Genomic DNA, 23525 nt, shown 5'->3' on the forward strand with positions numbered 1-23525 from the left:
CCCCGGAAATTCCGGGGCTTTTCATTTTTATCTCGGTTCTGTCAGGGCAGGTTGTGCACGTGACTGCCTACGGGTCCCGAGAAAATACCCCCGTCGTGCATATCCCAGTTGATCGACCAGGTCATGACGCCATTGAAGGTGGGGTACGCCTGTGACGGTGTGAGTGTGTCACAGTGCAGCTGCTGGGTCAGGCAATCCAGAGCGCGGTTGATGTCCGCGGGCGTTGCATGGCCACTGCCCGCTGCACTGGGGCCGGAGGGCAGTGCAAGTCCAACCTGATCCGGGCGCAGACCTTCAAAGAAACCCGCATCCCCGTAGCCGAGCGGAAAGCCCTCGATCAACATCAATGCGGAAGACACCATCATGTCCACGGTGCCGGCCGCATAGGCCTGCCCTCGATAGGGAGTTGCGAGACCGCCGTTGTTGTACAGCTGCACATGCAACAGATCCAGCTCGTCGCGAAGCTGATCAATCATCGGCAGATAGGCACCCCAGATTCCGGTGTAGGAAACATACCCCCCCTGTACATAGGGGTGCTCCGGTGCCATGGACAGGTACATTCCGGGATAACGCTGCTTCAGCTGCTTGACCGCATTGACCATATTCTGGATCACCGGAGCACCGTGCATGACGCCGGCGCCGGATTCCAGGTCAATATCGATTCCATCAAAGCCATACTCATCAATCATCGCCGCGGTGCTGTTGACGAAGTTGGTGACGTTTTCTTCGGTGTTGAGGGTCACTGTGCCCTTCTCACCACCGTAGGAGGCGATCACGATTTTTCCGGCGGCACGCTTGGCGGCAATGTCGGCAATAAACTGCTGCTTGTCGAGACCCGGATCGAGGTTGAATTCGATACTGCCATTGCCGGCGTCGTCAACAAAAGCCACCACAATCACGTCCCATACATCAGAAACCTCACTGATGCGATACAGACCGGATCCGTTGTCAAAATTGTGCCAGTAACCCACCAGCGCATGCTTCGGCAGCAGGCCGCTGTTACCCCCTGAAGAGCTGCCACCAGACGAACTGCCGGAACTGGACGACGAGCTCGAGCCGCCACTGGATGAACTGCTGGAAGATGAGGAGCTACCGCAGTCACCGACCTGACTCCAGGCGTCCTGCCAGTGCGCACCCACCCCGGGCTCATAGGCCCAGGCGGCGCTGGAAGAACACCATCCGGCAATGTTGCACTGAAATTCCAGGCCAACATTCTGCACCCGTTGGCCCGCGGTGTAGCTGGTACCCGCCACGTACTCTATTGAGGTACAGGAGCCGCCACCGGATCCACCGCTGGAGCTCGATGAAGAGCTGGAAGAAGAACTCGATGACGATGAACTGGAGGAGCTGGACGACGAGCTTGACGATGAGCTGGACGAGGACGAGCCGCCATCACAGGCACCGTCGTAACCCCACACATCCCAGGTGCCGGAATGGGTTGCCGGGTTTTCGTTTTGTGTCCACCATTTGGCGGTATAGGCGTTGCCCAGGTGCTGAACCGAATCGTCTCCTACATAAATACCGGCACTCTGCCATTCCGGTCGTGCACTGCAGTCTACTGCCGCGGCCTCGATTGAAAACAACCCGAGCGCAAGCAGGCTCATGAATTGCCTTTTCATAGCGTTTTCCTAAGTTATTTTTGGAAGGTTTGCTTACACAAACATCGAAAAGAACAGAGGGCGCCGTGGCGCCCTCTGTTTACGGCTTTAACACTTAGTTACAAGTGGCGTCGCCAATTTCTTCCCAGTCGGAAGACGTGCTCGGCTCCTGCCCCTGGGTCCACCACTTGGCGCGGTAGCGCTTGCCATCGTGGTTGACTTCGTCACCACCGTTGTAGGCAGTGCTGGCATTCCAGGGCACTTCCACGTCGCTGATCAGCTTCCAGTCCGCGGCGCTGAAGCCCGGCTCCTGCTGGGTCCAGTACTTGGCTTCCCATACCAGGTCGTCGTGGCTGACCTCATCACCACCGAGGTAGGTGCTGCCGGACTGCCAGGCCGGGTAGTTACCCGCATTCGGGTCGGTCATTTCACAACCGCCACCACCGGTGCTGTTGGTTACGGTCACGGTGACATTGGCGCTGGCACTGTCGATACCATCACTCACGGTTACCGTCAGGGTGAAGTCGGTATCGGCTTCTACCTGCGGTGCTGTGATTGTGATGGTGTCGCCGGTACCGCTTTCCATACCACTCCAGGTGTAGGTCAGCGTGTCGCCATCGGCATCGGTACCCACTGCGGTAATCGAATCGGTAGCCCCCTCCTGAATGGTGACCTGGGCCGGAGCCGTGACTTCAGGGGGCGTGTTGGCATCCGGTGGCAGCAGGAAGATGCTGACCTGGTCCGGGGTGTCATCGCTCAGGGCACCGTCGCTGACGCTCAGCTCGAACACCAGCTCCTGCTCGGCGGACACTTCGGCCGCAGAGAAGCTCGGGTTGACCGCAGAGGTGCTGCTCAGGCTTACCGGCGCGCCGGAAATCTGGGACCAGCTGTACGTCAGTGCATCGCCATCCGGGTCACTGGACGCGCTGCCGTCGAGGGTAACGGTGGCTGGGGTGACAACAATCTGATCGGCCCCGGCATCGGCGCTGGGCGCCTGATTCGGCTGGTCGGCAAGTACCGTAATCACCACCTGATCGGTGTCGCTGGCACCGCTGTCGTCGCTGACGGTCAACTCAAACACCAGATCTTCATCGGCAGCAACGGAAGGTGCGGTGAAGCCGGCGGAAACGCTGCTGGCGTTCTGCAGGCTGACACTGGCGCCGGAAACCTGCGCCCAGCTGTAGGTGAGCGGATCGCCGTCCAGATCACTGGAGCTGCTGCCATTCAGGGTGACACTTGCACCACCATCTACAGACTGGTCGCCGCCGGCCCGCGCGGTCGGCGCGCGGTTGTTTTGACCACCACCGTGACCAAGCCCTTCATGCATGGCATTGAGGATGTCGCCGTTGTCCGCGTCGATTTCCCACGAGAACAGTCCCGCCAGGTTATTGGCCTGGACATAGGCGCCCTTGGCCAGAACAGAGCGGCGGTTGTCGTAGGTAATCAGGTCGCCGGTGCTCGGCTTGAACATGTAAGGCGCTTCGGCGGTTTCGTCGTAGTACTCTTCCCACTCACCGGTGGCGAGGCGTTCAACGATATCGCGGTAATCCACGACACCCGCTTCCCATGTGCCATTCACAGCACCGGTGGCAGTACCGGTCATGTGATCGTTGCCGGTCCAACCGTTGACCCCGGTCCAGCCACGGCCGTACATGGCCGCACCCACCACCAGTTTGCCCGGATCCACACCGAGGTTCAGCATATTCTGAACGCCGTTGTGGGTGGTGTAGTCGGTATCAGGACGCCAGGACGGTGCGTACAGTGCCGTTTGGTGACCCAATGTTTCCAGGCTGAATGCGCCATAGAAGTCGTAGGTCATCATGAAGATGTAATCCATGTACTGCTGTACATCGGCATAATCCACATCTTCGATCTTGTCGGAACCCGCACCAATAGCGGAAGTGAGCTGATACTCGCGACCAGTTTCCTGCTCGAGTCCGTCGAGCATGGCGCGCAGGTCGCGCATCAGCAGGCGATAGGTTTCGCCATCGGTAGCAGGATCGCCCAGATTCGGGTTGGCGCCCTGGCCGCCGGGGTATTCCCAGTCGATATCCACACCGTCGAAAAATTTCCAGGTGCGCATGAATTCTTCTACGGAATCGACGAAAGTCTGACGCTTGGCAGCATCACCGAAGAAGTAGAAGGGGTCTGACAGGGTCCAACCGCCAATGGAAGGCAGAATTTTCAGGTCCGGATAGGCCTGTTTCAGTGCCATCAGCTGACCAAAATTACCTTTATATGGGTCGGAGTAAGTCTGGCCGGTTTGTGATTTCTGCACCGCGGCAAACGGATCGTGCAGGGATACTTTGAAATCTTCGCGCCCGGAGCAGGAACGCTGCAGCGCCTGGAAAGAGCCTTCGATTTCCTTCAGGCTGTCATTGATACCGTCACCGCCACAGATTGGAATAAAGCCGTAGATGATGTGGGTCAGGTTGTAGGACGGCATCATGTCCACGGAGAATTTGCGCCCGTAGACCCCCCATTCCACGAAGTAGGTACCCACTACGGAATTGCTGGTATTTTCGTAGGGCTGGTTGTTCTCTCCAGCAGTAATAGTCAGCGGATCCAGATGGCTGCCATCGGTATCGGCCACCACGATGTCCGTAACCGCCGAAGTTGCGCAACCGTCGTCATTACACAGTGCAACCTGCAGCGCATACTGACCACCTTCGGCCACCTGCAGGGTGGCGGATCCGGTCTGAGTGCCGCCGCCAGAGACTGGCTGTTCCAGTACCACTTGCCCGTTGAGCAGATACTGGGCGGTGGTGGCGGGGTCGCCGGACCATTTGGTCCACTCAACCGGCACTTCCGCATAGTCGTTTACCGTTATCAGCTGCTCATAGGCAGTGGCCGCGTCGTCCACCTCGATGATGGCAAAGCTGGTTTCCATCCACTCGATGGTGGGTGCGCCAGGTGCGGCGATGGCGGTGGAGCTGGTGGCGAGACCGAGCGCAAGGAGCGTGCGGCGCCAGTGGCTGGGAGTAAGCCCTTTCATTGATGTTCACCTTGTCGTTATCTTTTATTGATCAGGATCTATCAATGAGAGCAGCGGTGTATTGTCCGTAATACCTCAACGGGCAGCGCTGCCCCCGATTGAACGGCATTCAAATACAACTCTATGCCGGTACTTCTTATCTCTTGCCGCATCCCTATGGCAGCAACAGGTACCTCCGAATGCCCGTCTGTGGCCCGGGCGAATGACAGCGATGTCATTTTTAATAAAAAACATGACAGCGGTGTCATGACTTTTTCACAATACGCCCGCTTACGCGGATTGACCAGCCCCCTTTGGCAGCCCTGAGAGGTAAGTCACATGGAAGACGGTGTTTCTGGCATGTATTTTTTGTTTTTGTGGCGTTTGCGGATGTAAAAGCTCCAGGCAAGAAAAGAAAAGCGGCCGAACGCAGTCGACCGCTTCACCCCATTTTCCAATCAAGCTGACTGAAACTTCCCGCTGTGTGCCTCGCTGAAGTCATTTTTTCAGACCAGTGGCTACCCGCTGTGGGCCTATTTACGGTCATGTTCAGTCTCAGTTACGGACCGCTTGTTGTTGGCACTCCACCTCGTCTCGCGATGGGGGAGTCTTCCCGGGACTGATACCAGTGTAGGGTGGCTCCACCCGGTCCCAAATTTTTTCATACCTCGGCCGGGCCTTCCTTATTAATGCGGCGCCACCTGCCTACCCGCCCCCCGGGTCCGTCGTTCTTCCCCCAACCTCAACGCCCGGGAATTACTGACCGCTACATGGCAATCCTACACTCGCGATATCCGTCTATTGAGGAGGTCCACCATGCCCTACGACAGCCGCTCAGCACTGCCCGACAATGTCAGAAGTGTGCTGCCCCCACACGCCCAGGATATTTACCAATCCGCGTTCAATAGCGCGTGGGACCAATATGCGGACCCGGACGACCGGAGGGGAGATAAAAGCCGGGAAGAAGTCGCTCACGCAGTGGCCTGGTCTGCGGTGAGGGAAAAGTACGAGAAAGGCGACGACGATCAGTGGCACAAAAAGCACTGACCCCCTGCGAATTTCAGTTGGGAGCCGGATGCCGGCACCATACACTCCAAGCGCTATGTCAGAGCAAGTACAAGCGGAGTATTTATGCAATTCCAGACACTAAAACGCGCCGGAGTAACATGTGCCCTGGCGCTTTCCCTAACAACTGCCGGCTGTGCCAATATGAGCGACACGGATCGCCGGGTAGGTACCGGCATCGGTATTGGTGCGGTAACCGGGGCACTGGTAACCGGCGGCGATATTGGCGGTGCCGCAGTGGGTGCTGCGTTAGGTGGTGCTGGTGGTTGGCTTTACGATCGCGAGAAGAAAAAACACTACTACTATGATAGCCGCGGGCGTCGGGTCTACCGTTAATCAGACTCAGACAGTGGGCTCCTCAGGAGCTCACTGTTTTTTTAACGGTTTTACCAGTCCCTCCAGCCCCTCGATTTTTATTTCCAGGGTCAGCGCCATCAGGTGCCCAAGCCGCCCCTCGGGGAAAGCTTTCCTGGCAAACCACAACAGATACTCTTCAGGCAGATCAATAAGTACACGCCCGGCATACTTGCCAAAGGGCATTTCCGTGCGTGCGATATCGACCAGGTCCTGCTTATCAAGCATGTTTGCCTCAAAAACTCCCATCCATTTCCCGCTGGATTCTACACTGGAATAAACCTGCCCCGGTATCGGCTCCTCTGGGCGCACGATCAATTTTTGTGTCCACGGATCTATGGCAGTATGTAGGTGCAGGCCACCTCTGTGGCCGACCATTTTTTGTGCAGCCGGGAAGATCCCCCAATAACCACAAAAACGATCCTGATAAATCCGCTGAAGGAATGACAGTGAACAACATCAAGCTCACACAAAAATTCGGGCTGGCGCTATCCATTGCCCTGCTCACCGCCTGTGGCAAACCCGCACAGGAAGATGCCTCTTCCGCAGAGGCTAGCACCGAGAAGGGTGCCCCTGTGGCCGAGACCGTCTCCACCGAAGGCATGTGGATGCCGCGCCAGCTACCGGAAATCGGTGACAAGCTCAAAGACCTCGGCCTGGAGCTGGATCCGAAAACCATGACGGATCTGACCAAATTCCCGATGAATGCCGTGGTGAGCCTGGGTGGCTGCTCCGCAAGCTTCGTCTCCCCGCAGGGCCTGGTCGCCACCAACCACCACTGCGCCTACGGCTCCATTTCCTACAACTCCACCGAAGACAACGACCTGCTGGCCAACGGCTTCCTCGCCAAAACCCTGGAAGAGGAAGTACCTGCCGCACCGGGGTCGCGTATCTATGTCACCGTGGACATGAACGAAGTCACAGACAAGATCAACAGCAAGCTCAGCGATGACATGGACGGCGCCACCCGCTTCAAAGCCATCGAAGACGCGGAAAAGGCGCTGGTGGCCGAGTGTGAATCCGACCCGGGCCACCGCTGCGAGGTCTACAGCTATTACGGCGGTGCCAGCTACTACCTGATCAAACAGCTGGCCATTCGCGATGTGCGTCTGGTGCACGCACCGGCGGCTTCCATCGGCAAGTTCGGCGGTGACATCGACAACTGGATGTGGCCGCGTCATACCGGCGACTACTCCTTCCTCCGCGCCTATGTCGGCCCGGATGGAAAACCTGCCGACTTCTCCAAAGACAATGTGCCTTACAAGCCCAAGCACCACCTGACGGTCGCTACCGAAGGGCCGAAAGAAGGCGATTTCGTGATGGTTGCGGGCTACCCGGGGCGCACCAACCGCTACCGCACCGCGGAAGAAGTCAGCAACAACTTCAGCTGGTATTACCCCACCATGCAGAAAGTGCTGGCGGAGTGGTCTGAGGTGATCGGTTCAGCCACCGAGGACAACAAGGATGCAGCACTCAAGTACGCAAGTCTGGTTGCCGGCCTCAATAACTACGCGAAAAATTTCACCGGTATGATGGAAGGCTACGAGCGCAGCGATCTGCTACAGCGCAAGCAGCAACTGGAAAAAGATCTGCAGGCCTGGATCGAAGCCAATCCGGAATCCCAGAAGAAGTACGCATCGGTCATCGCGGACCTGAAACAGCTGATCGCCGAAGAGCAATCCACTCAGGAGCGCGACCTCCTGCTGGGCTATATGAACCGCTCGGCCATGCTGAGTAGCGCACAGCGCCTCTACCGTCTCAGCCTTGAGAAACAAAAGCCGAACATAGAGCGTGAACCCGGTTACCAGGAGCGCGACATGACCCGCTTTAGCGAGAGCATGAAGCGCATCGAACGGAGCTTCGAGCCAAGTGTGGACCAGGCCATCTGGACCTACTTCCTCGAGCGCTATAACGCCCTGCCCCAGGACCAGCACCTGGAGAGTTTCGACAACTTCTTCGACGGAGAACTGAGTGGCGAGGCGCTGCAGAAAAAGCTATCCGCCATGTACGAAAAGACCGGGCTCACCGATACCGAAACCCGGCTCGCGTGGATGGAGAAATCCCCGGAGGAGTTCCGCAACAGCGATGACCCGTTCATTCAGCTGGCCGTGGCGACCTATGATGACCGTCTCGCGATCGAACAGCATGAGAAAGCCATGGCCGGCCGTTTTGCCGAACTGCGCCCACAGTATATGGATCTGCTGATTGCCTATTACAACGAGCAGGGCAAACCGGTCTATCCGGATGCCAACAGCTCCCTGCGCCTCACCTACGGTCTGGTCAAAGGCTACACACCTCCTGCAGGCACCATCAAAGGTCCTGCGGATGGCAACGACGGCAAGGATGGCTTTGTGCCTTTCACGACCCTGCGCGGTATCGAAGCCAAGTACACCGGTGAAGACCCCTTCGATGCGCCCCAGGCACAACTGGACGCGATCAAGAACAAGGAGTACGGGCGCTTCTATGATGAAGACCTGGATTCCGTTCCGGTGAACTTCCTGAGCACCGTGGATATCACCGGCGGTAACTCAGGCTCTGCCACCATGAATGGCAAGGGCGAGTTTATCGGTCTGGTTTTCGATGGCACCTACGACAGCATCAACGCGGACTGGGATTTCAATGACAATACCCGCGCGATTCATGTGGATGTGGAATATATGCTGTGGGTGACGGAAAACGTTGACCACGCCGATAATCTGCTGGAAGAGATGGGGGTTGCTGCACCAGAGGGAGAATCCCCACAATAACCGCAGACTGACCGCCCGATTTAAAATATCGCCATCCCGGACTCGTTCCGGGATCCAGCGGCAAGGGAGTGGCAAGAGAACGCCAAATCTCTGCGCAACTGGATACCGGCATTCACCGGTATGGCGATTGCCTACACGAGTTCTGTTTTCGTTTTTCCACACCGCTGACAACGGTACTCCGTGACCAGTTTCCCCTGCTTCACATCAAACTTGCGTTCGGTCACCACCTTCCACTTGTGAAAACCGTCGCGACATAAACTGCTGCCCTTGTGCTTTTCCCAGGCGGTTTTACGCTTGAATTGCAGTACCTCACCCACAGATCAGACCTCCCCGCCAGCCGCGTGGGCAGACGCCCAGGCCCATTGAAAGTTAAACCCGCCCAACCAGCCTGTCACGTCGAGCACTTCACCAATAAAGTAGAGCCCCGCTTGCTTCATACTTTGCATACTCCGGGATGACACCTCATTGGTATCCACGCCACCAAGGGTGACTTCTGCGGTGCGGTAGCCTTCCGTGCCCTCGGGGATCAGCGTCCAGATCTGCAGCTTTTCGCCTACATCCTTTAGCGCCTGTTCGCTGTACTGCTTGAGTGGTTTGCTTTCCAGGCCATTTCTCTGCAGGAAAAACTGTACCAGCTTTTTGCTCCACAACTCCGCCAGCACCGTATGCAGAAAGCTCTCCTGCTTTTTGCCGCGCTGCTCACAGAGCCACCCGGACAGATCCAGCCCCGGTGCGAGGTTGAAGCTGACCGGCATCCCCTCTTTCCAGTGGCTGGAGATCTGTAACACCGCCGGGCCACTCAGGCCCTTGTGGGTAAACAGCATCTGCTCCTGGAAATGGCCCTCGGCACAGCTGGCATTCACTGCCAGTGAGGTCCCGGGTAATTCCTGCTGCCGCGCCAGTGCACGCTTGTTCAATGTGAAAGGCACCAGTGCGGCGCGAGTGGGAATAATGTTGTGGCCGAACTGCTTGGCGAGGTCGTAGCCAAATCCGGTGGCGCCCATGGTGGGGATCGACAGGCCGCCGGTGGCGACTACCAGGGATTCACACACCACTTTGCCAAGAGAGGTGTGCACCTCAAAGCCTTTCGCACCCTCTTCATTAAGAGGCTCAACACGCTGGATCTCACAGCGGGTGCGAATCTGGGCTTTCGCTTCGCGGCACTCCGCCAGCAGCAGATCGACAATATCCCGGGATTTATTGTCGCAGAACAACTGCCCCAGGGTTTTCTCGTGGTAGGGGATTCCGTGTTTTTCCACCAGGGCAATAAAGTCCCACTGGGTATAGCGGGCCAGGGCGGATTTACAGAAGTGCGGATTTTCGCTGTAGAAGTTGTCCGGCGCCGTGTACAGGTTGGTGAAGTTGCAGCGGCCGCCGCCGGACATCAGGATCTTTTTGCCGACCTTGTTGGCGTGGTCCAGCACCAGCACGCTGCGGCCACGCTTGCCCGCCACCGCGGCACACATCAGGCCGGCGGCGCCGGCGCCGATGATCAGTACATCGGCCTGGGTGGGAAGGTCTGTCATTTGCTGGTGGTCTAAGGATCAGGTCTTCGGCAGAGTAACGCCGCGCTGGCCCTGGTATTTACCACCGCGGTCTTTATACGACACATCGCAGATTTCATCGGATTCGAAGAACAGCATCTGTGCCACGCCTTCATTCGCGTAGATCTTCGCCGGCAGGTTGGTGGTGTTGGAGAATTCCAAGGTCACATGCCCTTCCCACTCCGGCTCCAGCGGCGTCACATTCACGATGATGCCGCAGCGGGCGTAGGTGGACTTGCCCAGGCAGATGGTCAGCACCGAACGCGGGATGCGGAAGTACTCCACGGTGCGCGCCAGGGCGAAAGAGTTGGGCGGGATGACACAGTAGTCGCCCTGCACATCCACGAAGCTGTCTTCATCAAACGCCTTCGGGTCCACGGTGGCGGAGTGCACGTTGGTGAAGATCTTGAACTCGTTGGCACAGCGCACATCGTAGCCGTAACTGGAGGTGCCGTAGGAGATCAGGCGATCGCCGGAGGCCCCGTGGCGTACCTGGCCCGGTTCGAAGGGCTCGATCATACCCTCATTCTCAGCCATACGACGAATCCACTTATCGGATTTGATGCTCACCCTGTCCCCTCGCTTATCTGGTATTGGTCCATTTCTGGCGGTCATTTAAAGAGGCCGAATCATAGCCGTTTTACCTTGTTCAAAAAAGTGCCACAGAGGCGTGTCGAATTTGACGCACACAGACCTGGTGCGGGCTTGCCGACACTGGACGACTACTGTATAAATTACCAGTAGACACTGTATACCCATACAGCAAAACCCTATCAGACCCCCCGTGTGGAGCGAGCCGATCGTGAACAGCGCCGAAAACTTTTTGCAAAACAAGCAGTTAGGCGATTTGCCAGGACAGCAGGCCAGCAGCAAACCCCGGTCCCCCGGGCAAGAACCGCCACAGCCATTGCAGCAGCTGCTGACCCGCCCGGACATCTGGCAGCTGGCCAGTGGCCAGCGCCACCCCCGCAGCGGCATCAGCACCGGTTACCGTGGGCTGGACGCCTTGCTGGCGGGGCACGGCTGGCCCCACGCTGCCAGCACGGAACTTCTGGTCGACAAGGCCGGCATTGGCGAGATGTCCCTGCTTCTCCCGACCCTGGCGGAGCTGACCCGGCAAGGGCGTATGGTGATCCTGATCAATCCACCACATATCCCCTACGCACCGGCACTGGTACAGGCTGGCGTACAACTGGAAAAGCTGCTGATCCTGCACCCCCGTGGGCAGCGGGACCAACTGTGGGCGGCAGAGCAATCTCTGCAATCCGGAGTCTGTGGTGCGCTGATCCAGTGGCAGAACAGGGAAACCCCAGCAGACAAAGACCTGCGCCGCCTGCAGGTAGCCGCCCGCGATGGCGACTGTCTGCACTTCCATTTCCGCCCCGGCTCCTGTGCGCAAACGCCCTCCCCCGCGGCACTGCGCCTGCAACTGAAAAGCGACGGCGAGCAACTGGCGCTGCACCTGTTCAAACAGCTGAGCGGCAGGTCCGGCCAACGGGTGCACCTGGCGCGCAACCCGGATCTGGTGCGACGGGATCAGCCACTGCACTGAATATGCAATGCAACGGTGAGGAATACCCCATGCTCTGGCTCTGTATCCAGCTCCCCAAACTCCCACTGGAAGCACTGACCCGCGCCCACCGCGCCAGTGATGGCGCCGCCGTGGCGGTGGCCCAGAACAGCCTTGTGATTGAGGCCAACCAGACCGCTGCGGCACAGAATGTGGAGCCCGGGCTCAGTATCGCCACCGCCTGCGCCTACTGCACGGATCTGCAGCTGCTGGAACGGGATCCGCAGCGGGAAGAACAACTACTGCAACAACTGGCGCAATGGGCCTACAGCTTTACACCGGTGGTATCCCCGCGCAGTGCCGAGCGCGAACAGAATCAGCCCGACAGCAACTTCGCCTGCCTGTATCTGGAGATCAGCGGCAGCCTCAAGGCACACCACGGTCTCGCGTCTCTGCTACAACAGCTGGGCAAAGAACTGCGCAAGATGCGCATCCACCACTTTATGGGTCTGGGACACAGCCCCAGCGCCGCCCACCTGCTTAGCCAACTGCCGGAACACCGCCAGTGGCTGGCCGAAGCCAGAACCGCTCCCACGCCCCAGCAGTGGCGCCAGTGGATCAGCTTCGCCCCCAGCAAACTGCTCGACTGCAATCACAAGGCCATCGCCAAGCTCTATGCCTGCGGCATCAAGCGCGTCAGCCAGTTGCTGGCGATTCCCCTGTCGGAAGTGGGTGGCCGTTTTGGGCGCGGGTTTATCGACTACCTCGCCCGCCTGAATGGCACCCGCCCGGATCCGGTACCGAGCTTCGAGCCACCGGCGGAATTCCACAGCGAACTGTTTTTCCCCAGCCCACTGGATAACAGTGAACAACTGCTGTTCCCCGCCGGCCGCCTGGTGCGCGAACTGTGCCGGCAGCTGCAGCGGCGGCAGTTGTACAGCCAGCAACTGTGCTGGGTGCTGGATTACGGCAGCCGCGGCCACCAGCAGGTCCCCGTGGAAATCTCCCGCCCGCTGCTCGATCCCCAGCGCCTGATCGCGCTGACAAAGTTACAGTTTGAACGGGTAGAACTGAAAGAACCGGTACAGACGCTGACCCTCAAGTGCCAGCAGTTGCGCCCCATCGAAAGTCACAGCCTGCGGGAGGATTTTTTTGACGAGGGCAGTAAGCTGCACGAGAGCTATCAGCTGATCGACAAGCTCAAGGCGCGCCTCGGGCACCAGGCCCTCTCCGGCGTCACTCTCAAGGAAAGCTATCTTCCGGAACAGGCCTGGCAGAGCGCCGACAGTCTCACCCTGCAGAGCAAAGCCCGCGGCCACCAGCTCACCCCGGTAAACGCCCCCCGCCCCAACTGGCTGCTGCCGAGGCCCGACCGTATCCAGCAGCGCGACCACAAGCTGTTTTACGACGGCGAGCTGCAGCTGCTGCAGGGCCCGGAGCGTATCGACGGCTACTGGTGGCAACACCACCGCCACGCCCGCGACTACTACATCGCCCGCGGCGCCCACGGCAGCCTTTACTGGGTATTCCAGGACCTGGCATCAGAGGATTGGTACCTGCACGGGGTCTACTCTTAAACTTATAAACGTTGAATAAACTTATATTTAACTTATACTCTTCATGAACGCAATCCAGTGGACACCTAAGGCCACTCGCCAACTACGCAAACTCAAGGACCCAGAGTTGCGAAAGCGTATATACCGAGGTACGCAGGTGCTGACCGACTTTCCCCACTGCCAGGGGGTGAAGCAACTAGTCAACTACCGGTACGCCTACCGGCTGCGCATCGGCAACTACCGGGTCTTTTTCGAGTTCGCGAGCGAGATCAAGGTCGTCAGTATTGAAGAGGTTAAAAAGCGCGATGAGCGAACCTATTAAAGCGACAGCTCATGTACAGATCATCAACGGAGCCGATGGGAAACCCGAGTATGCCGTTATTCCTTATCAGGAATTTCTGCACCTTTATTCTCAGCAGGAACAGCTAATCCCCAATGCCGTCGTCGGTAAAGTGATTGAGCAAGGTCTGTCTCCGATGCGAGCCTGGCGAGAATATCTGAAGCTCACACAGGCCGAAGTCGCCGAGACACTGAGAATCACACAGGCTGCCTATGCCCAGCTCGAAAGCAGTGAGCGCCCTAGAAAATCTACGCTACAGCGGGTCGCCTCTGCCCTTGGCATATCGACGGAACAGTTGAATATCTAACCCGCCCCTGGCAAGGGGCAAAAGCCCCGGGGCATATGCAGTACGCCGAACTTTTTTGCCAGAGTAACTTTTCATTTCTGCAGGGTGCCTCGCATCCACAGGAGCTGGTTGCGGCCGCACATACACTCGGTTACCGCGCGATTGCGATTACCGACGAATGCTCTATGGCGGGGGTGGTGCGGGCCTATGCCGAGCTGGAAAAACTTCAAGCCGCGGGCAGTCAGTTAAAGCTGCTTTGTGGCAGCTTCTTTCGCCTGGAGGAAGAGTCTCAGCAAGTGGTTTTGCTCGCAACGGACAAAGCCGCTTACAGCGAAATCTGCCAGCTGATTTCCACCTCGCGTCTGCGCGCCGAAAAGGGCCAGTACCAGACGTTTATTCCGGACCTACTCAATCACTGCAAACATGCGCTATGCCTGTGGTTGCCAGGCAGCGAGCCTTTCACACTGCCCGATACCCTGAAACAGCACTTCGGCAAGCGGCTCTATATTGCTCTGAGTCATCATCTGCTACCCGGTGAAAACTGCCGGCAACAGCAACTGTTGCGCTTTGCCGAATATCACGGCCTGCCACTGGTCGCCACCAACGCGGTGCTGATGCACAGCCGCAGCCGCAAACCCCTGCAGGATGTACTCAATGCCAACTACCATAACTGCACCCTGGATCAGCTGGGTTACCGCCTGCAGCAGAATGCAGAGCGCTACCTGCGCAGCCTGCCGGAAATCGCGGCACTTTATCCACAGCGCGCCATCGACAACACACTGAAAATTGCTGAGCAATGCACCTTCAGCCTGAAAGAGCTGCAGTACCACTACCCGTCAGAGGTTTTGGCCAGTAACAAAACCGCCAGTGAATACCTGCGCGAGCTGGTGGAGACTGGCGTTCATACGCGCTGGCCCCAGGGGCCGGAGGCGCGCATTCGCCAGCAGATCGAAACCGAGCTGGCACTGATCGCCGAGCTCCAGTATGAACATTACTTCCTCACGATTTACGACATCGTCCAGTATGCGCGCAAACAACACATCCTCTACCAGGGCCGCGGCTCCGCGGCCAACTCGGTGGTGTGCTACTGCCTGTTTATCACCGAGATTGACCCCCACAAGATCGGGCTGCTGTTCGAGCGCTTTATTTCCCGGGAACGCAACGAGCCACCGGATATTGATGTGGACTTCGAGCACGAGCGGCGCGAGGAAATCATTCAATACATTTACCGCAAATACGGCCGCGAACGCGCCGGGCTGGCGGCCACCAAAATCACCTACCGCTTTAAAAGCGCGCTGCGGGATATTGGCAAGGCACTGGGCCTGGGCGCGGCGACGATTGAGCAGCTGCAGGCCCAGCGCAGCTGGTGGGACAAGCTGGAAGATTTCCCACAGCAGATGAAGAAGGCCGGGATTGCCCCCCACAGTGTGGCCGGGCGGATGCTGCCCAGATTGCTGGAACAGATTTATGGCTTCCCCCGCCACCTGTCCCAGCATGTGGGCGGTTTTGTGATTACCGAACTGCCGCTCAGTCAACTGGTGCCCATCGAGAATGCCGCCATGGATGACCGCACCATTATCCAATGGGACAAGGAAGACATTGAAGATCTGAAGCTGATGAAGGTGGATATTCTCGCCCTGGGCATGCTCACCGCCCTGCGCAAATCCCTGACCTATATGGCCCTGTACGGCAAACGTATGCGCCTGCAGGACATCCCCGCGGATGACCCGGCGGTGTATGCCATGATGTGCCGCGCTGATACCGTGGGGGTATTCCAGATCGAATCCCGCGCGCAGATGAGTATGCTGCCGCGCCTGCAACCGCAGACGTTTTACGAGCTGGTGATCGAGATTGCCATTGTGCGCCCGGGGCCGATTCAGGGTGGCATGGTACATCCCTATCTGCGTCGCAAGCAGAAACTGGAGCCGATCAATTATCCGCACGAAAACCTGCGCCCAGTACTGGAGCGCACCTTGGGCGTACCGATTTTCCAGGAGCAGGTAATCAAACTCTCCATGGTGGCAGCGGGTTTCAGCGGGGGCGAGGCCGATGCCCTGCGCCGCGCCATGGCCAGCTGGGGGAAAAATGGCAACCTGCTGCAGTTTCGGGACAAGTTGATCAACGGCATGCTCGCCAATGGCTACGAACACAGCCTGGCGGAACAACTGTTCGAGCAGATGAAAGGTTTCGGGTCTTACGGTTTTCCGGAATCCCACTCCGCCAGCTTCGGCCTGCTCGCCTACTTTTCCGCGTGGATCAAATGCCACCACCCCGCCGCGTTCTATACGGGCTTACTCAACAGCCAGCCCATGGGCTTTTACGCGCCGGCACAACTGGTGTACGACGCCCAGCGCCACAATGTGAAAGTGCTGCCACTGGATGTAAACCACAGTGGCTGGCATCACAGCCTGGCGCTGACGGCGAATACAGACGGCCAGATGGCGGAGACTCCCGCCATTCGCCTGGGCTTGCGGCTGGTAAAAGGGCTGGCCGAGGAAACGGTGGCTATCATTGAAACAGAAAGAATCCGGGGCGAATTCCAGTCATTGCAGGACTTCAGCGAGCGGGTGGATATCCCAAAACAACAGAGTGCCATCCTCGCCCACGCCAACTGTTTTTACAGTATTGGCGAGAACCGTTTCCACAGCACCTGGCAGGCACTGAACACACAGCTGGAGCACACCAGCCCGCCACAGCACCAGCCGGAAACCAGCCAGGAAGACAATATCTACAGCGATTACCAGAGTACCGGCCTGACCCTGCGCGAGCACCCGGTGGCCCTGCTGCGCAGGCAAAAACGCTTTAACAACCTGGTGCGCGCTTGCGATCTGGAGAGGCGCAGGGATGGTGACAGAGTCCGGGTCCTCGGACTGGTTACCTGTCGGCAGCGCCCGGGCAGCGCAGCGGGCGTACTTTTCCTCACTCTGGAGGATGAAACCGGTGTGATCAATGTGGTGCTTTGGCAGCAGGTGCAGGAGCGCTATCGAAAGGAAATTCTCAGTGGAAAGGTTCTACTGATTGAAGGGAACCTTCAGATCAGCCGCGATGCCGGAGAACAGCAATTTCCGGTAATCCACCTGATCGGCAAGAAGCTCGACGGTATTACCTGGAAGGAAATCCAGCCTGTGCGCAGTTTTCGCTGAGAGAAGCCCCGGTCAACCAAAGTCCTGCTTTTCCATCCACGGAATAATCCGCTCAAAAGCGCGCTCGATATTTTCAATGGATGTGGCATAACTGAAGCGCAGGGCATTGCGACAGCTCTCGCCAAAGGTATCGCCGGCAATGGTGCAGACACCGGTTTCCCGCAGCAGCCGCAGGGCCACATTGTTTCCGTTTACGCCTTCCGGCAGTGCGGGAAACATATAGAAGGCGCCTTCCGGTACGTAGCCTTCTAAAAATGGGGTTTCATCCACCAGTTCCACCAGACGATTGCGCCGCTTTTTGTAGGTGTTCACTGTATCCTTGACAAAGCTTCGGTCGCCTTTCAGTGCAGCAACACCGCCCCACTGGCAGGGCGTGTTCGCAACCGTGGTGGTAAACATGTGATAGCGGCGCAGTTTGCGAATCGCGCCCTGACTGGCAATCAACCAGCCCACGCGCATGCCCGCCATGCTGAAGGTTTTGGAAAAGCTGCTCATCACCATCACATGGTCCAGATCCGAGCAACAGGACAGGACGCTGGCGTAGTCCCTGTCGTCATAAATCAGGTGATCGTAGACCTCATCACTGATTACATAAATTCCACGGTAGGCCGCTTCCTGCACAATGGTCTCCACGGTTTCCCGTGGATAAACCGTACCGGTGGGATTACTGGGGGAGTTCAGGATGATCGCATGGGTATTGGTGTCGATCGCATCAATCACTTCCTGCGGATCCAGCTGGTGATTGTTTTCCGCCCGTGTGGGAATGTATTTTACTTCCCCGCCATTCATGCGAATCAGTGGTGCATACAACATAAATGAGGGATCGGGCACGATAAATTCACGGCCCGGAGCAGATACCGCGGTCAACGCCAGATAAATCGCCTCGGTGGCGCCAGTGGTGATCAGAATATTCTCCGGGCTGATCGGGCGTCCGGAACGTTCACCGTAATATTCCGCCAGCGCATCCAACAACTCCGGCAGACCGGCATCCATGGTGTAACCGGTCTGACCTGCATTGAGTGCGTCCACCGTGGACTGCACCACATGGGGTGGGGTTGGCGCATCCGGCTGACCGATGGAAAGATGGATCACGTCCTCCATGGAGGCAGCCATATTGACCATCTTCCGAATACCCGGCACCGGAATCGTCAGCAGTGCCGGGTTCCAGACCGGATCTTCCGACTCGTAAAAATCAAAATCCACACGACTCATTAGCCAACCCCCTCGCCAACCTCTTCTTCCGAGCGATCGTAAAAAAGAGCCGGGCGCTTGTCGGTCAATGGCGCTGCCAGCTGATAGGCCTGCGCGGCCCGCAGTACAGTGCGATCATCAAAACGGGCGCCGACCAGCTGTAAACCGATGGGCAGACCGCCACTATCGAAGCCACAGGGCACAGAAATTCCCGGTTGTCCGGTCATGTTGAACGGGTAAGTAAAGGGGGTCCAGGAAGGCCAGCGGGTGCTGGGCCAATCTTCCGGGACTTCGCGACCGGCGGTAAACGCCGTAATCGGCAGGGTCGGCGTCAACAACAGGTCGTACTTTTTGTGGAAAGCCGCCATGCGCTCACACAGGGCGGCGCGCTCGTTCATTGCTTCCAGGTAGTCCAGCATGGACAGCTGCGCCGCTTTTTCCGATACCGCAACCAACTGTGGATCCATCAGCGCGCGCTGCTTTTTACTGATATTGCGTAACGCGTTGGCCGCACCGCCGTAAAACAGGTGGCCAAATGCCGCCAGCGGATCATCGAAACCGGGGGCCACCTCGGTGACTTCAGCCCCCAGGGACTGCAGCAGCTTGGCCGCTGCACGTACACTCTCCTCCACTTCGCGGTCTACCTGCACATAGCCCAGGGTCGCGCTGAACGCGATATGCAGCCCACGCAACAGATCCTGAGGCTCCCCTTCCAGGGCTGCCAGATAATCGATATTGCGGCGGGGAATGGCATTGATATCCCGACAGTCCGCTTCCGAAAGTACATTCATCATCAATGCACAATCCGCGACCGTCCAGGTCATGGGACCCGCATGGGCGAGTGTTCCGAAAGGACTTGCGGGCCAGTGTGGCACTTCCCCAAAACTCGGTTTGAGACCCACGAGCCCACTGAAGCCCGCGGGAATACGAATCGAACCACCGGCATCCGTGCCCAGTGCCAGAGGCCCCATGCCCAACGGCACTGCCGCGGCACTGCCACCACTGGAGCCTCCGGCGGTCTTATCCGGATTCCAGGGGTTGCGGGTAACCCCGTCCACCGGGTTGTCGGTCACCCCTTTCCAGCCAAATTCCGGTGTGGTGGTTTTCCCCAGGGGCACGGCGCCGTTGCGATTTAACGCCGCCACGCTGGGCGCTTCCTTGCCCAGGGTGGATTTCGGGTCGATGGTTTTGGACCCCTTGATGGTGGGCCATTGGGGCGTGAGGAAAACATCCTTGATGGCAACGGGAACACCATCGAGTAAACCTTTCGGGTTTCCGTCCTGATACCGCTGCTCGGACTCCCGCGCGAATGCCAGCGTGGTTTCTTCGTCCACCAGGTTGTAGGCGTTCACCACCGGATTACACCGCTCGATCTGCGCTAACATGGCCTGGGTTGCTTCAACCGGAGAGAATTGTTTGTCCTTGTACCCCTTGATCAATTCCAGTGCAGTCAGTCGAAGGAACTCGGTCATCGGCGCTATTCTCCGTGTTGTATATTCGCCTAAAACGATTGGGATACGGTCTTTTTATGACGCGTCCCCCAAATGTAGACCTAAACGGCGCCGTTTCGGCAAAATACACGTCGAACAACCCGCCCCGATACAGCCGCTCAATCCCGCTTGAACTGACCAGGACCCCGTACCCGACTGACAATGGCAGCATTGTCCGGCGCCGTCACTTGTGGGACCTGCATACGGAACACCTTTCGATCCCGTTTGCGGATACCCCAGATCTCTCGCTGGTCACTACTGCGATCCCAGGCAATTCCCTGCCCGTGTATTTCCGGCGCATCAATCGTAGCGACCCAGCGCAGTTCCGATCCATGGGCCGGAATCTGCATAACATAAATTTCAGGGTGGTCGTGACCGGTAAGATACAGATAGCCATCCGGCCCCCAGCTGCCACCGGAATTGCTCATCGGCGCGATGCGCTCGAGGACCTTTTCCGGCAGGGTCCAGCGCGCCAGCACCTGAAACCTGTCATCCATTTTCACCACCTGTGTGCGTACGGTCTGGCCATAAGGGCGCTCCTGCCCTTTCTGTACCTTGTCGTAATTTCCGAAGGCGCCCCACCAGTGACCGTTATAGCGATCCAGCCAGGTAAATGAGCCGAGACCTATACCGAAGCTGTGCGTGGCCACATGCTCCATGGTGTTGGTATCCCACACTTCCACTGAACTGGTCATGGGCCAGACCGGGTAATTGGAGTGCGATGCGTAGAGCTTGCCTTCCCATACCATGCCACTATCCATATGGATGAGAGGGCCCTGCTCGCTGATACCATCCCACTGCAGCACCGGTGCGCCATCGGACCTGCGATGCTTGGTAATGCGGAAATTATTCACCGCATAAAAAAACTGTTTATCTACCGCAATTCCCTGCCTCGCATCGAAGGTATCGAATGTCTGCAGGGTGGTCGCACGCAAGCGCTCATCCGCCGCAATCGGTAATGCGACGACCCATAACAGCAGCAGCTGCGTGGTACGTTTAAATCTGGCGTTGCTTCTCAACCCTGTAAAATACTCTGCCAATTTCATGCCAACCTTTTCCTCTCAGAATGCAGAAATAAAAAAGGCCCTCCCAGAGGAGAGCCCATTCATCGGTCGAATACGTCAGAAGGCGTAAGTGGCACCCAGATAATAGGTGGAGCCAACATACTCGTACTCGGTATTCATACGCGCATCGCCACCCTGGAATTCGGTGGTGGGTTCGTTGTTCAGGTTATTGATATCCAGGTAGACCGAGAAGTTGTCCGTGGCCGCATAGGAGGCACGGAAATCCCAGCGTCCAAACTCACCCTGTTCAATATCGTCCGCCACGTTTTCCAGGCTGTTGAGATCCGTCAGGAAAGAGGCGTTGTAGTTGTAGGTAAGCCCGGCATAGAAACCGTAGTTTTCAAAAAAGAGGGTAAAGCTTTGAATTTCCTCCGGCTGCCCTTCCAGCTTGCGATTTACCCCCAGGTTGCTGTCAAAGAAGGTCGCATCGATATCCGTATAGGAGTAACTGGCCCCCAATCCGTTGAACGGCGCAGGCAGATTGACCAACTGATGCTGGAGATTGAATTCATAGCCGGTAATCTCTGCGGTATCCGCGTTCTTGACGGTGCGCACGGTTAATTCTTCCACACCGTAGTCACTGCCCAGATACACCCCGCCGTCAATTACCTGCTCGTCACTGACGATAATGTTATCGATGTCCTTGTGGAACCAGGCCAGGGAGATCACGCTGGACTCACTGGGGTACCACTCCATGGAAAGGTCGTAGTTATCCGCCTCATAGGGCAACAGGTCCGGATTGCCGATGGACAGCACCGCGTCCCCGTCGTCGTTGAATCCAAACTGGGAGCTGGCGCTGAGGTCGGCATAATCCGGGCGCCCGAGGCTGGTAGTGAAAGATGCGCGGGCGATCAGGTCATCCCGGATCAGATATTTGGCCACCAGTGACGGCAGCAGCACATCACTGTCACCCTCGATCGACACGGTGGAGTAATTGCCTTCCGCGTCCTGTTGCGAGGCACTGGAGGCAAGATCGGTCTGCTCGTAGCGCAGGCCCGCAATCACATCCAGGCGATCGAAACGCAGGGTATTCATCACATAGGCCGCAGAGGTGGTCTCTTCCACAGTGCGGTCGCTCCCCAGCTGGGCAGCGACATTGCCGCTGTCGGCATCAAACAGGCCCGGGTTGCTGACATACAGCGCATTCAATGCGTCGAGATCAAACCAGAGATTGTCCTGGCGCATGCCATTGACATCGTTCTGGAAGCTGCCATCGGTCACCGGATAATTGCTCAGCGAATCGCGGATCACACCGTAATCCCGATTGCCGAAATCAAAGTGCTTTTCATTGGCGGTCACCTTCAGGCCGAATTTCACGCTCGACTCGGCTCCAGCAACGTCGTACAAACGCTCCACGTCGAAACGCGCACTCTGGATGTCCTGCTCTGCACGATCATTCTGATAGCCGACCGAGTCAAAGCGCAGGTTCTCGGCCACGTTGTGCACCGCCGCGCCTGGATTGATCTCGACAACGCCATCGCCGTTAACGACAAAACTGTCCGGGCCCATCACCACAGAATCATCCTGACGGAAAGACCAGTCCGAGTTGGTTTCGTGCAGCTCGCTGCGGCTCAGGTTGACACCGTAATCCAGTTTCCACAGGTCCAGATCCGTATTGCCCGCGAGACTGAAGTTGGCCAGGGTTTTCTCCACATCCTCACGACGCAGGTCCGCGCGGATATAGGTGCCGCCCTCGGCCATATACACCCTATCGCCCTCTACACGGTCGATCAGGTCCGCATCCTGCTCAATACCCTGACGGAAGCGATTGCGGTGCTGGAACTCTTCGAATTCACTGTAAAAGCCCTGAGCGAGAATATCGGTGGTGTCATTGAGGCGGTATTCCAGGCCACCGATCAGGGTGACGCGGTCGCGTCCGATCACGTAGTAGTTGTTTTTGGTCTGCTCCGGGAACATCAGGCCATCCACTTCGGCCCAGTCGTCCTGATAGATACCCTGCGCCAGATACTCCCGTTCGGTTGAGGAGGCGCCCAGGTTCCAGCCCAGGTTTTCGCGGATTTTTCCGGAGACGGCCAGGTCGAAGTTCTGAGGATTTTTACCGTCGTAATACGGATTTTCCTGATCCGCCTCTTCCAATCCCATGCGCACGTTTGCGGTTGCATTGAATTCGTCGCCTTCCAGGGGGCGCTTGGTCACGATATTGATGGCGCCGCCGATGCCCTCACCGTCCATGTCCGCGGTCTTCGCCTTATACACTTCCACGCGCTGCAACAACTCACCACCGAGAAGGTCCAACGGCATGGAGCGACCGCTGCCATCTTTTTCCGGGGATCCGGTGACAAAGCCATTGACGTTCACCCGGTTCCAGTCCGGTTTGATACCGCGAATCGACGCGAAGCGACCTTCACCTTTTTCAATAAGAATGGAGACACCGGGCAGGCGATTCAGGGATTCCGCCGCGTTCTTGTCCGGCAGGCGGCCAAGGTCGTCGGTCGCCAGGGCGTCCATCACCACCGACATGTCACGCTTGATATCCAGTGCCCGCGTACGGGACAAACGCTGACCGGTGACCGCCACTTCTTCGAGCGCGGTCGCTGCCGTTGTCGCCGCGGCATCCTGTGCGCTGGCGATATTGGTGCTGGCAAGGACTGCCAGGGTGAGAGTCGATACAGGAAATAGGTGACGCAAAGACGCCATGATTG

The 23525-nt window shown here is 57.8% G+C and carries 18 protein-coding genes; 8 read left to right on the top strand and 10 right to left on the bottom strand.

The genetic code is table 11. The annotated features are described in order from the left end of the window. Positions 1–41: 41 nt before the first annotated feature. Together LRR79_RS14900 and LRR79_RS14905 are read right to left on the bottom strand one after the other, a co-directional pair. Positions 42–1619 (bottom strand): glycosyl hydrolase family 18 protein, encoded by a 1578-nt coding sequence (locus tag LRR79_RS14900; protein WP_231757965.1) that lies wholly within the window; start codon positions 1617–1619, stop codon positions 42–44. Between the two features lie 94 nt (positions 1620–1713). Then, complete coding sequence (locus LRR79_RS14905; protein ID WP_231757966.1) at positions 1714–4593, bottom strand: glycosyl hydrolase family 18 protein; 2880 nt, start codon at positions 4591–4593, stop codon at positions 1714–1716. A 795-nt stretch (positions 4594–5388) separates the two neighbouring features. On the opposite strand from LRR79_RS14905, the gene chaB reads away from it, so the two are divergent. Both chaB and LRR79_RS14915 read left to right on the top strand, forming a co-directional pair. After that, a complete protein-coding gene (gene chaB / locus LRR79_RS14910) occupies positions 5389–5619 on the top strand; it encodes a putative cation transport regulator ChaB (protein ID WP_231757967.1) in 231 nt (76 codons plus the stop codon). A 162-nt stretch (positions 5620–5781) separates the two neighbouring features. Further along, complete coding sequence (locus LRR79_RS14915) at positions 5782–5973, top strand: glycine zipper domain-containing protein (RefSeq protein ID WP_231757968.1); 192 nt, start codon at positions 5782–5784, stop codon at positions 5971–5973. 30 nt (positions 5974–6003) lie between these two features. Here the strand turns inward: LRR79_RS14915 and LRR79_RS14920 are convergent, their stop codons facing one another. Continuing rightward, positions 6004–6219 (bottom strand): DUF3820 family protein, encoded by a 216-nt coding sequence (locus tag LRR79_RS14920; RefSeq protein WP_231757969.1) that lies wholly within the window; start codon positions 6217–6219, stop codon positions 6004–6006. Positions 6220–6440: 221 nt separating this feature from the next. On the opposite strand from LRR79_RS14920, the gene LRR79_RS14925 reads away from it, so the two are divergent. Next, positions 6441–8738 carry a S46 family peptidase gene (locus LRR79_RS14925; protein WP_407665215.1) on the top strand — a complete coding sequence of 766 codons (2298 nt, stop codon included), beginning with the start codon at positions 6441–6443 and terminating at the stop codon, positions 8736–8738. Positions 8739–8869: 131 nt separating this feature from the next. Here the strand turns inward: LRR79_RS14925 and LRR79_RS14930 are convergent, their stop codons facing one another. From LRR79_RS14930 to dcd, 3 genes are read right to left on the bottom strand one after another with little or no spacing between them, the layout of a single operon-like run. Then, positions 8870–9055: a hypothetical protein gene (locus LRR79_RS14930; RefSeq protein WP_231757971.1), complete on the bottom strand. Its 186-nt coding sequence runs from the start codon at positions 9053–9055 to the stop codon at positions 8870–8872. Positions 9056–9058: 3 nt separating this feature from the next. Further along, positions 9059–10264, bottom strand: a complete 1206-nt coding sequence (locus LRR79_RS14935) for a BaiN/RdsA family NAD(P)/FAD-dependent oxidoreductase (RefSeq protein ID WP_231757972.1) — start codon at positions 10262–10264, stop codon at positions 9059–9061. Between the two features lie 18 nt (positions 10265–10282). Continuing rightward, positions 10283–10852 carry a dCTP deaminase gene (dcd, locus tag LRR79_RS14940; protein ID WP_043318646.1) on the bottom strand — a complete coding sequence of 190 codons (570 nt, stop codon included), beginning with the start codon at positions 10850–10852 and terminating at the stop codon, positions 10283–10285. A gap of 277 nt (positions 10853–11129) precedes the next feature. Here dcd and imuA point away from each other — a divergent pair, with 277 nt between their 5' ends. From imuA to LRR79_RS14965, 5 genes are all read left to right on the top strand, one after another. Continuing rightward, a complete protein-coding gene (gene imuA / locus LRR79_RS14945) occupies positions 11130–11834 on the top strand; it encodes a translesion DNA synthesis-associated protein ImuA (protein ID WP_231757973.1) in 705 nt (234 codons plus the stop codon). Between the two features lie 29 nt (positions 11835–11863). After that, positions 11864–13369, top strand: coding sequence for a Y-family DNA polymerase (locus LRR79_RS14950; RefSeq protein ID WP_231757974.1), 1506 nt, complete (start codon positions 11864–11866; stop codon positions 13367–13369). Between the two features lie 106 nt (positions 13370–13475). Next, positions 13476–13670 carry a type II toxin-antitoxin system RelE family toxin gene (locus LRR79_RS14955; RefSeq protein ID WP_231757975.1) on the top strand — a complete coding sequence of 65 codons (195 nt, stop codon included), beginning with the start codon at positions 13476–13478 and terminating at the stop codon, positions 13668–13670. Continuing rightward, the gene (locus tag LRR79_RS14960) at positions 13654–13995 is read left to right on the top strand and encodes a helix-turn-helix domain-containing protein (RefSeq protein WP_231757976.1); all 342 of its coding nucleotides are present in this window, start codon (positions 13654–13656) and stop codon (positions 13993–13995) included. The genes LRR79_RS14955 and LRR79_RS14960 overlap by 17 nt, the downstream gene beginning before the upstream one ends. A gap of 35 nt (positions 13996–14030) precedes the next feature. Beyond that, positions 14031–17117 (top strand): error-prone DNA polymerase, encoded by a 3087-nt coding sequence (locus LRR79_RS14965; protein WP_231757977.1) that lies wholly within the window; start codon positions 14031–14033, stop codon positions 17115–17117. Positions 17118–17129: 12 nt separating this feature from the next. Here LRR79_RS14965 and LRR79_RS14970 read toward each other — a convergent pair whose 3' ends face one another. The 4 genes from LRR79_RS14970 to LRR79_RS14985 all read right to left on the bottom strand — a co-directional run bounded on the left by LRR79_RS14970 (position 17130) and on the right by LRR79_RS14985 (position 23520). Beyond that, positions 17130–18329, bottom strand: coding sequence for a pyridoxal phosphate-dependent aminotransferase (locus tag LRR79_RS14970; RefSeq protein WP_231757978.1), 1200 nt, complete (start codon positions 18327–18329; stop codon positions 17130–17132). Continuing rightward, the gene (locus LRR79_RS14975) at positions 18329–19780 is read right to left on the bottom strand and encodes an amidase (protein WP_231757979.1); all 1452 of its coding nucleotides are present in this window, start codon (positions 19778–19780) and stop codon (positions 18329–18331) included. Before LRR79_RS14975 ends, LRR79_RS14970 begins: the two co-directional genes overlap by 1 nt. A 137-nt stretch (positions 19781–19917) precedes the next feature. Further along, positions 19918–20844: a hypothetical protein gene (locus LRR79_RS14980; protein ID WP_231757980.1), complete on the bottom strand. Its 927-nt coding sequence runs from the start codon at positions 20842–20844 to the stop codon at positions 19918–19920. A gap of 75 nt (positions 20845–20919) precedes the next feature. Further along, positions 20920–23520, bottom strand: a complete 2601-nt coding sequence (locus LRR79_RS14985; protein WP_231757981.1) for a TonB-dependent receptor — start codon at positions 23518–23520, stop codon at positions 20920–20922. Between the last annotated feature and the right edge of the window lie 5 nt (positions 23521–23525).

The sequence above is a fragment of the Microbulbifer elongatus genome, assembly GCF_021165935.1.
GTDB classification, from domain to species: domain Bacteria; phylum Pseudomonadota; class Gammaproteobacteria; order Pseudomonadales; family Cellvibrionaceae; genus Microbulbifer; species Microbulbifer elongatus.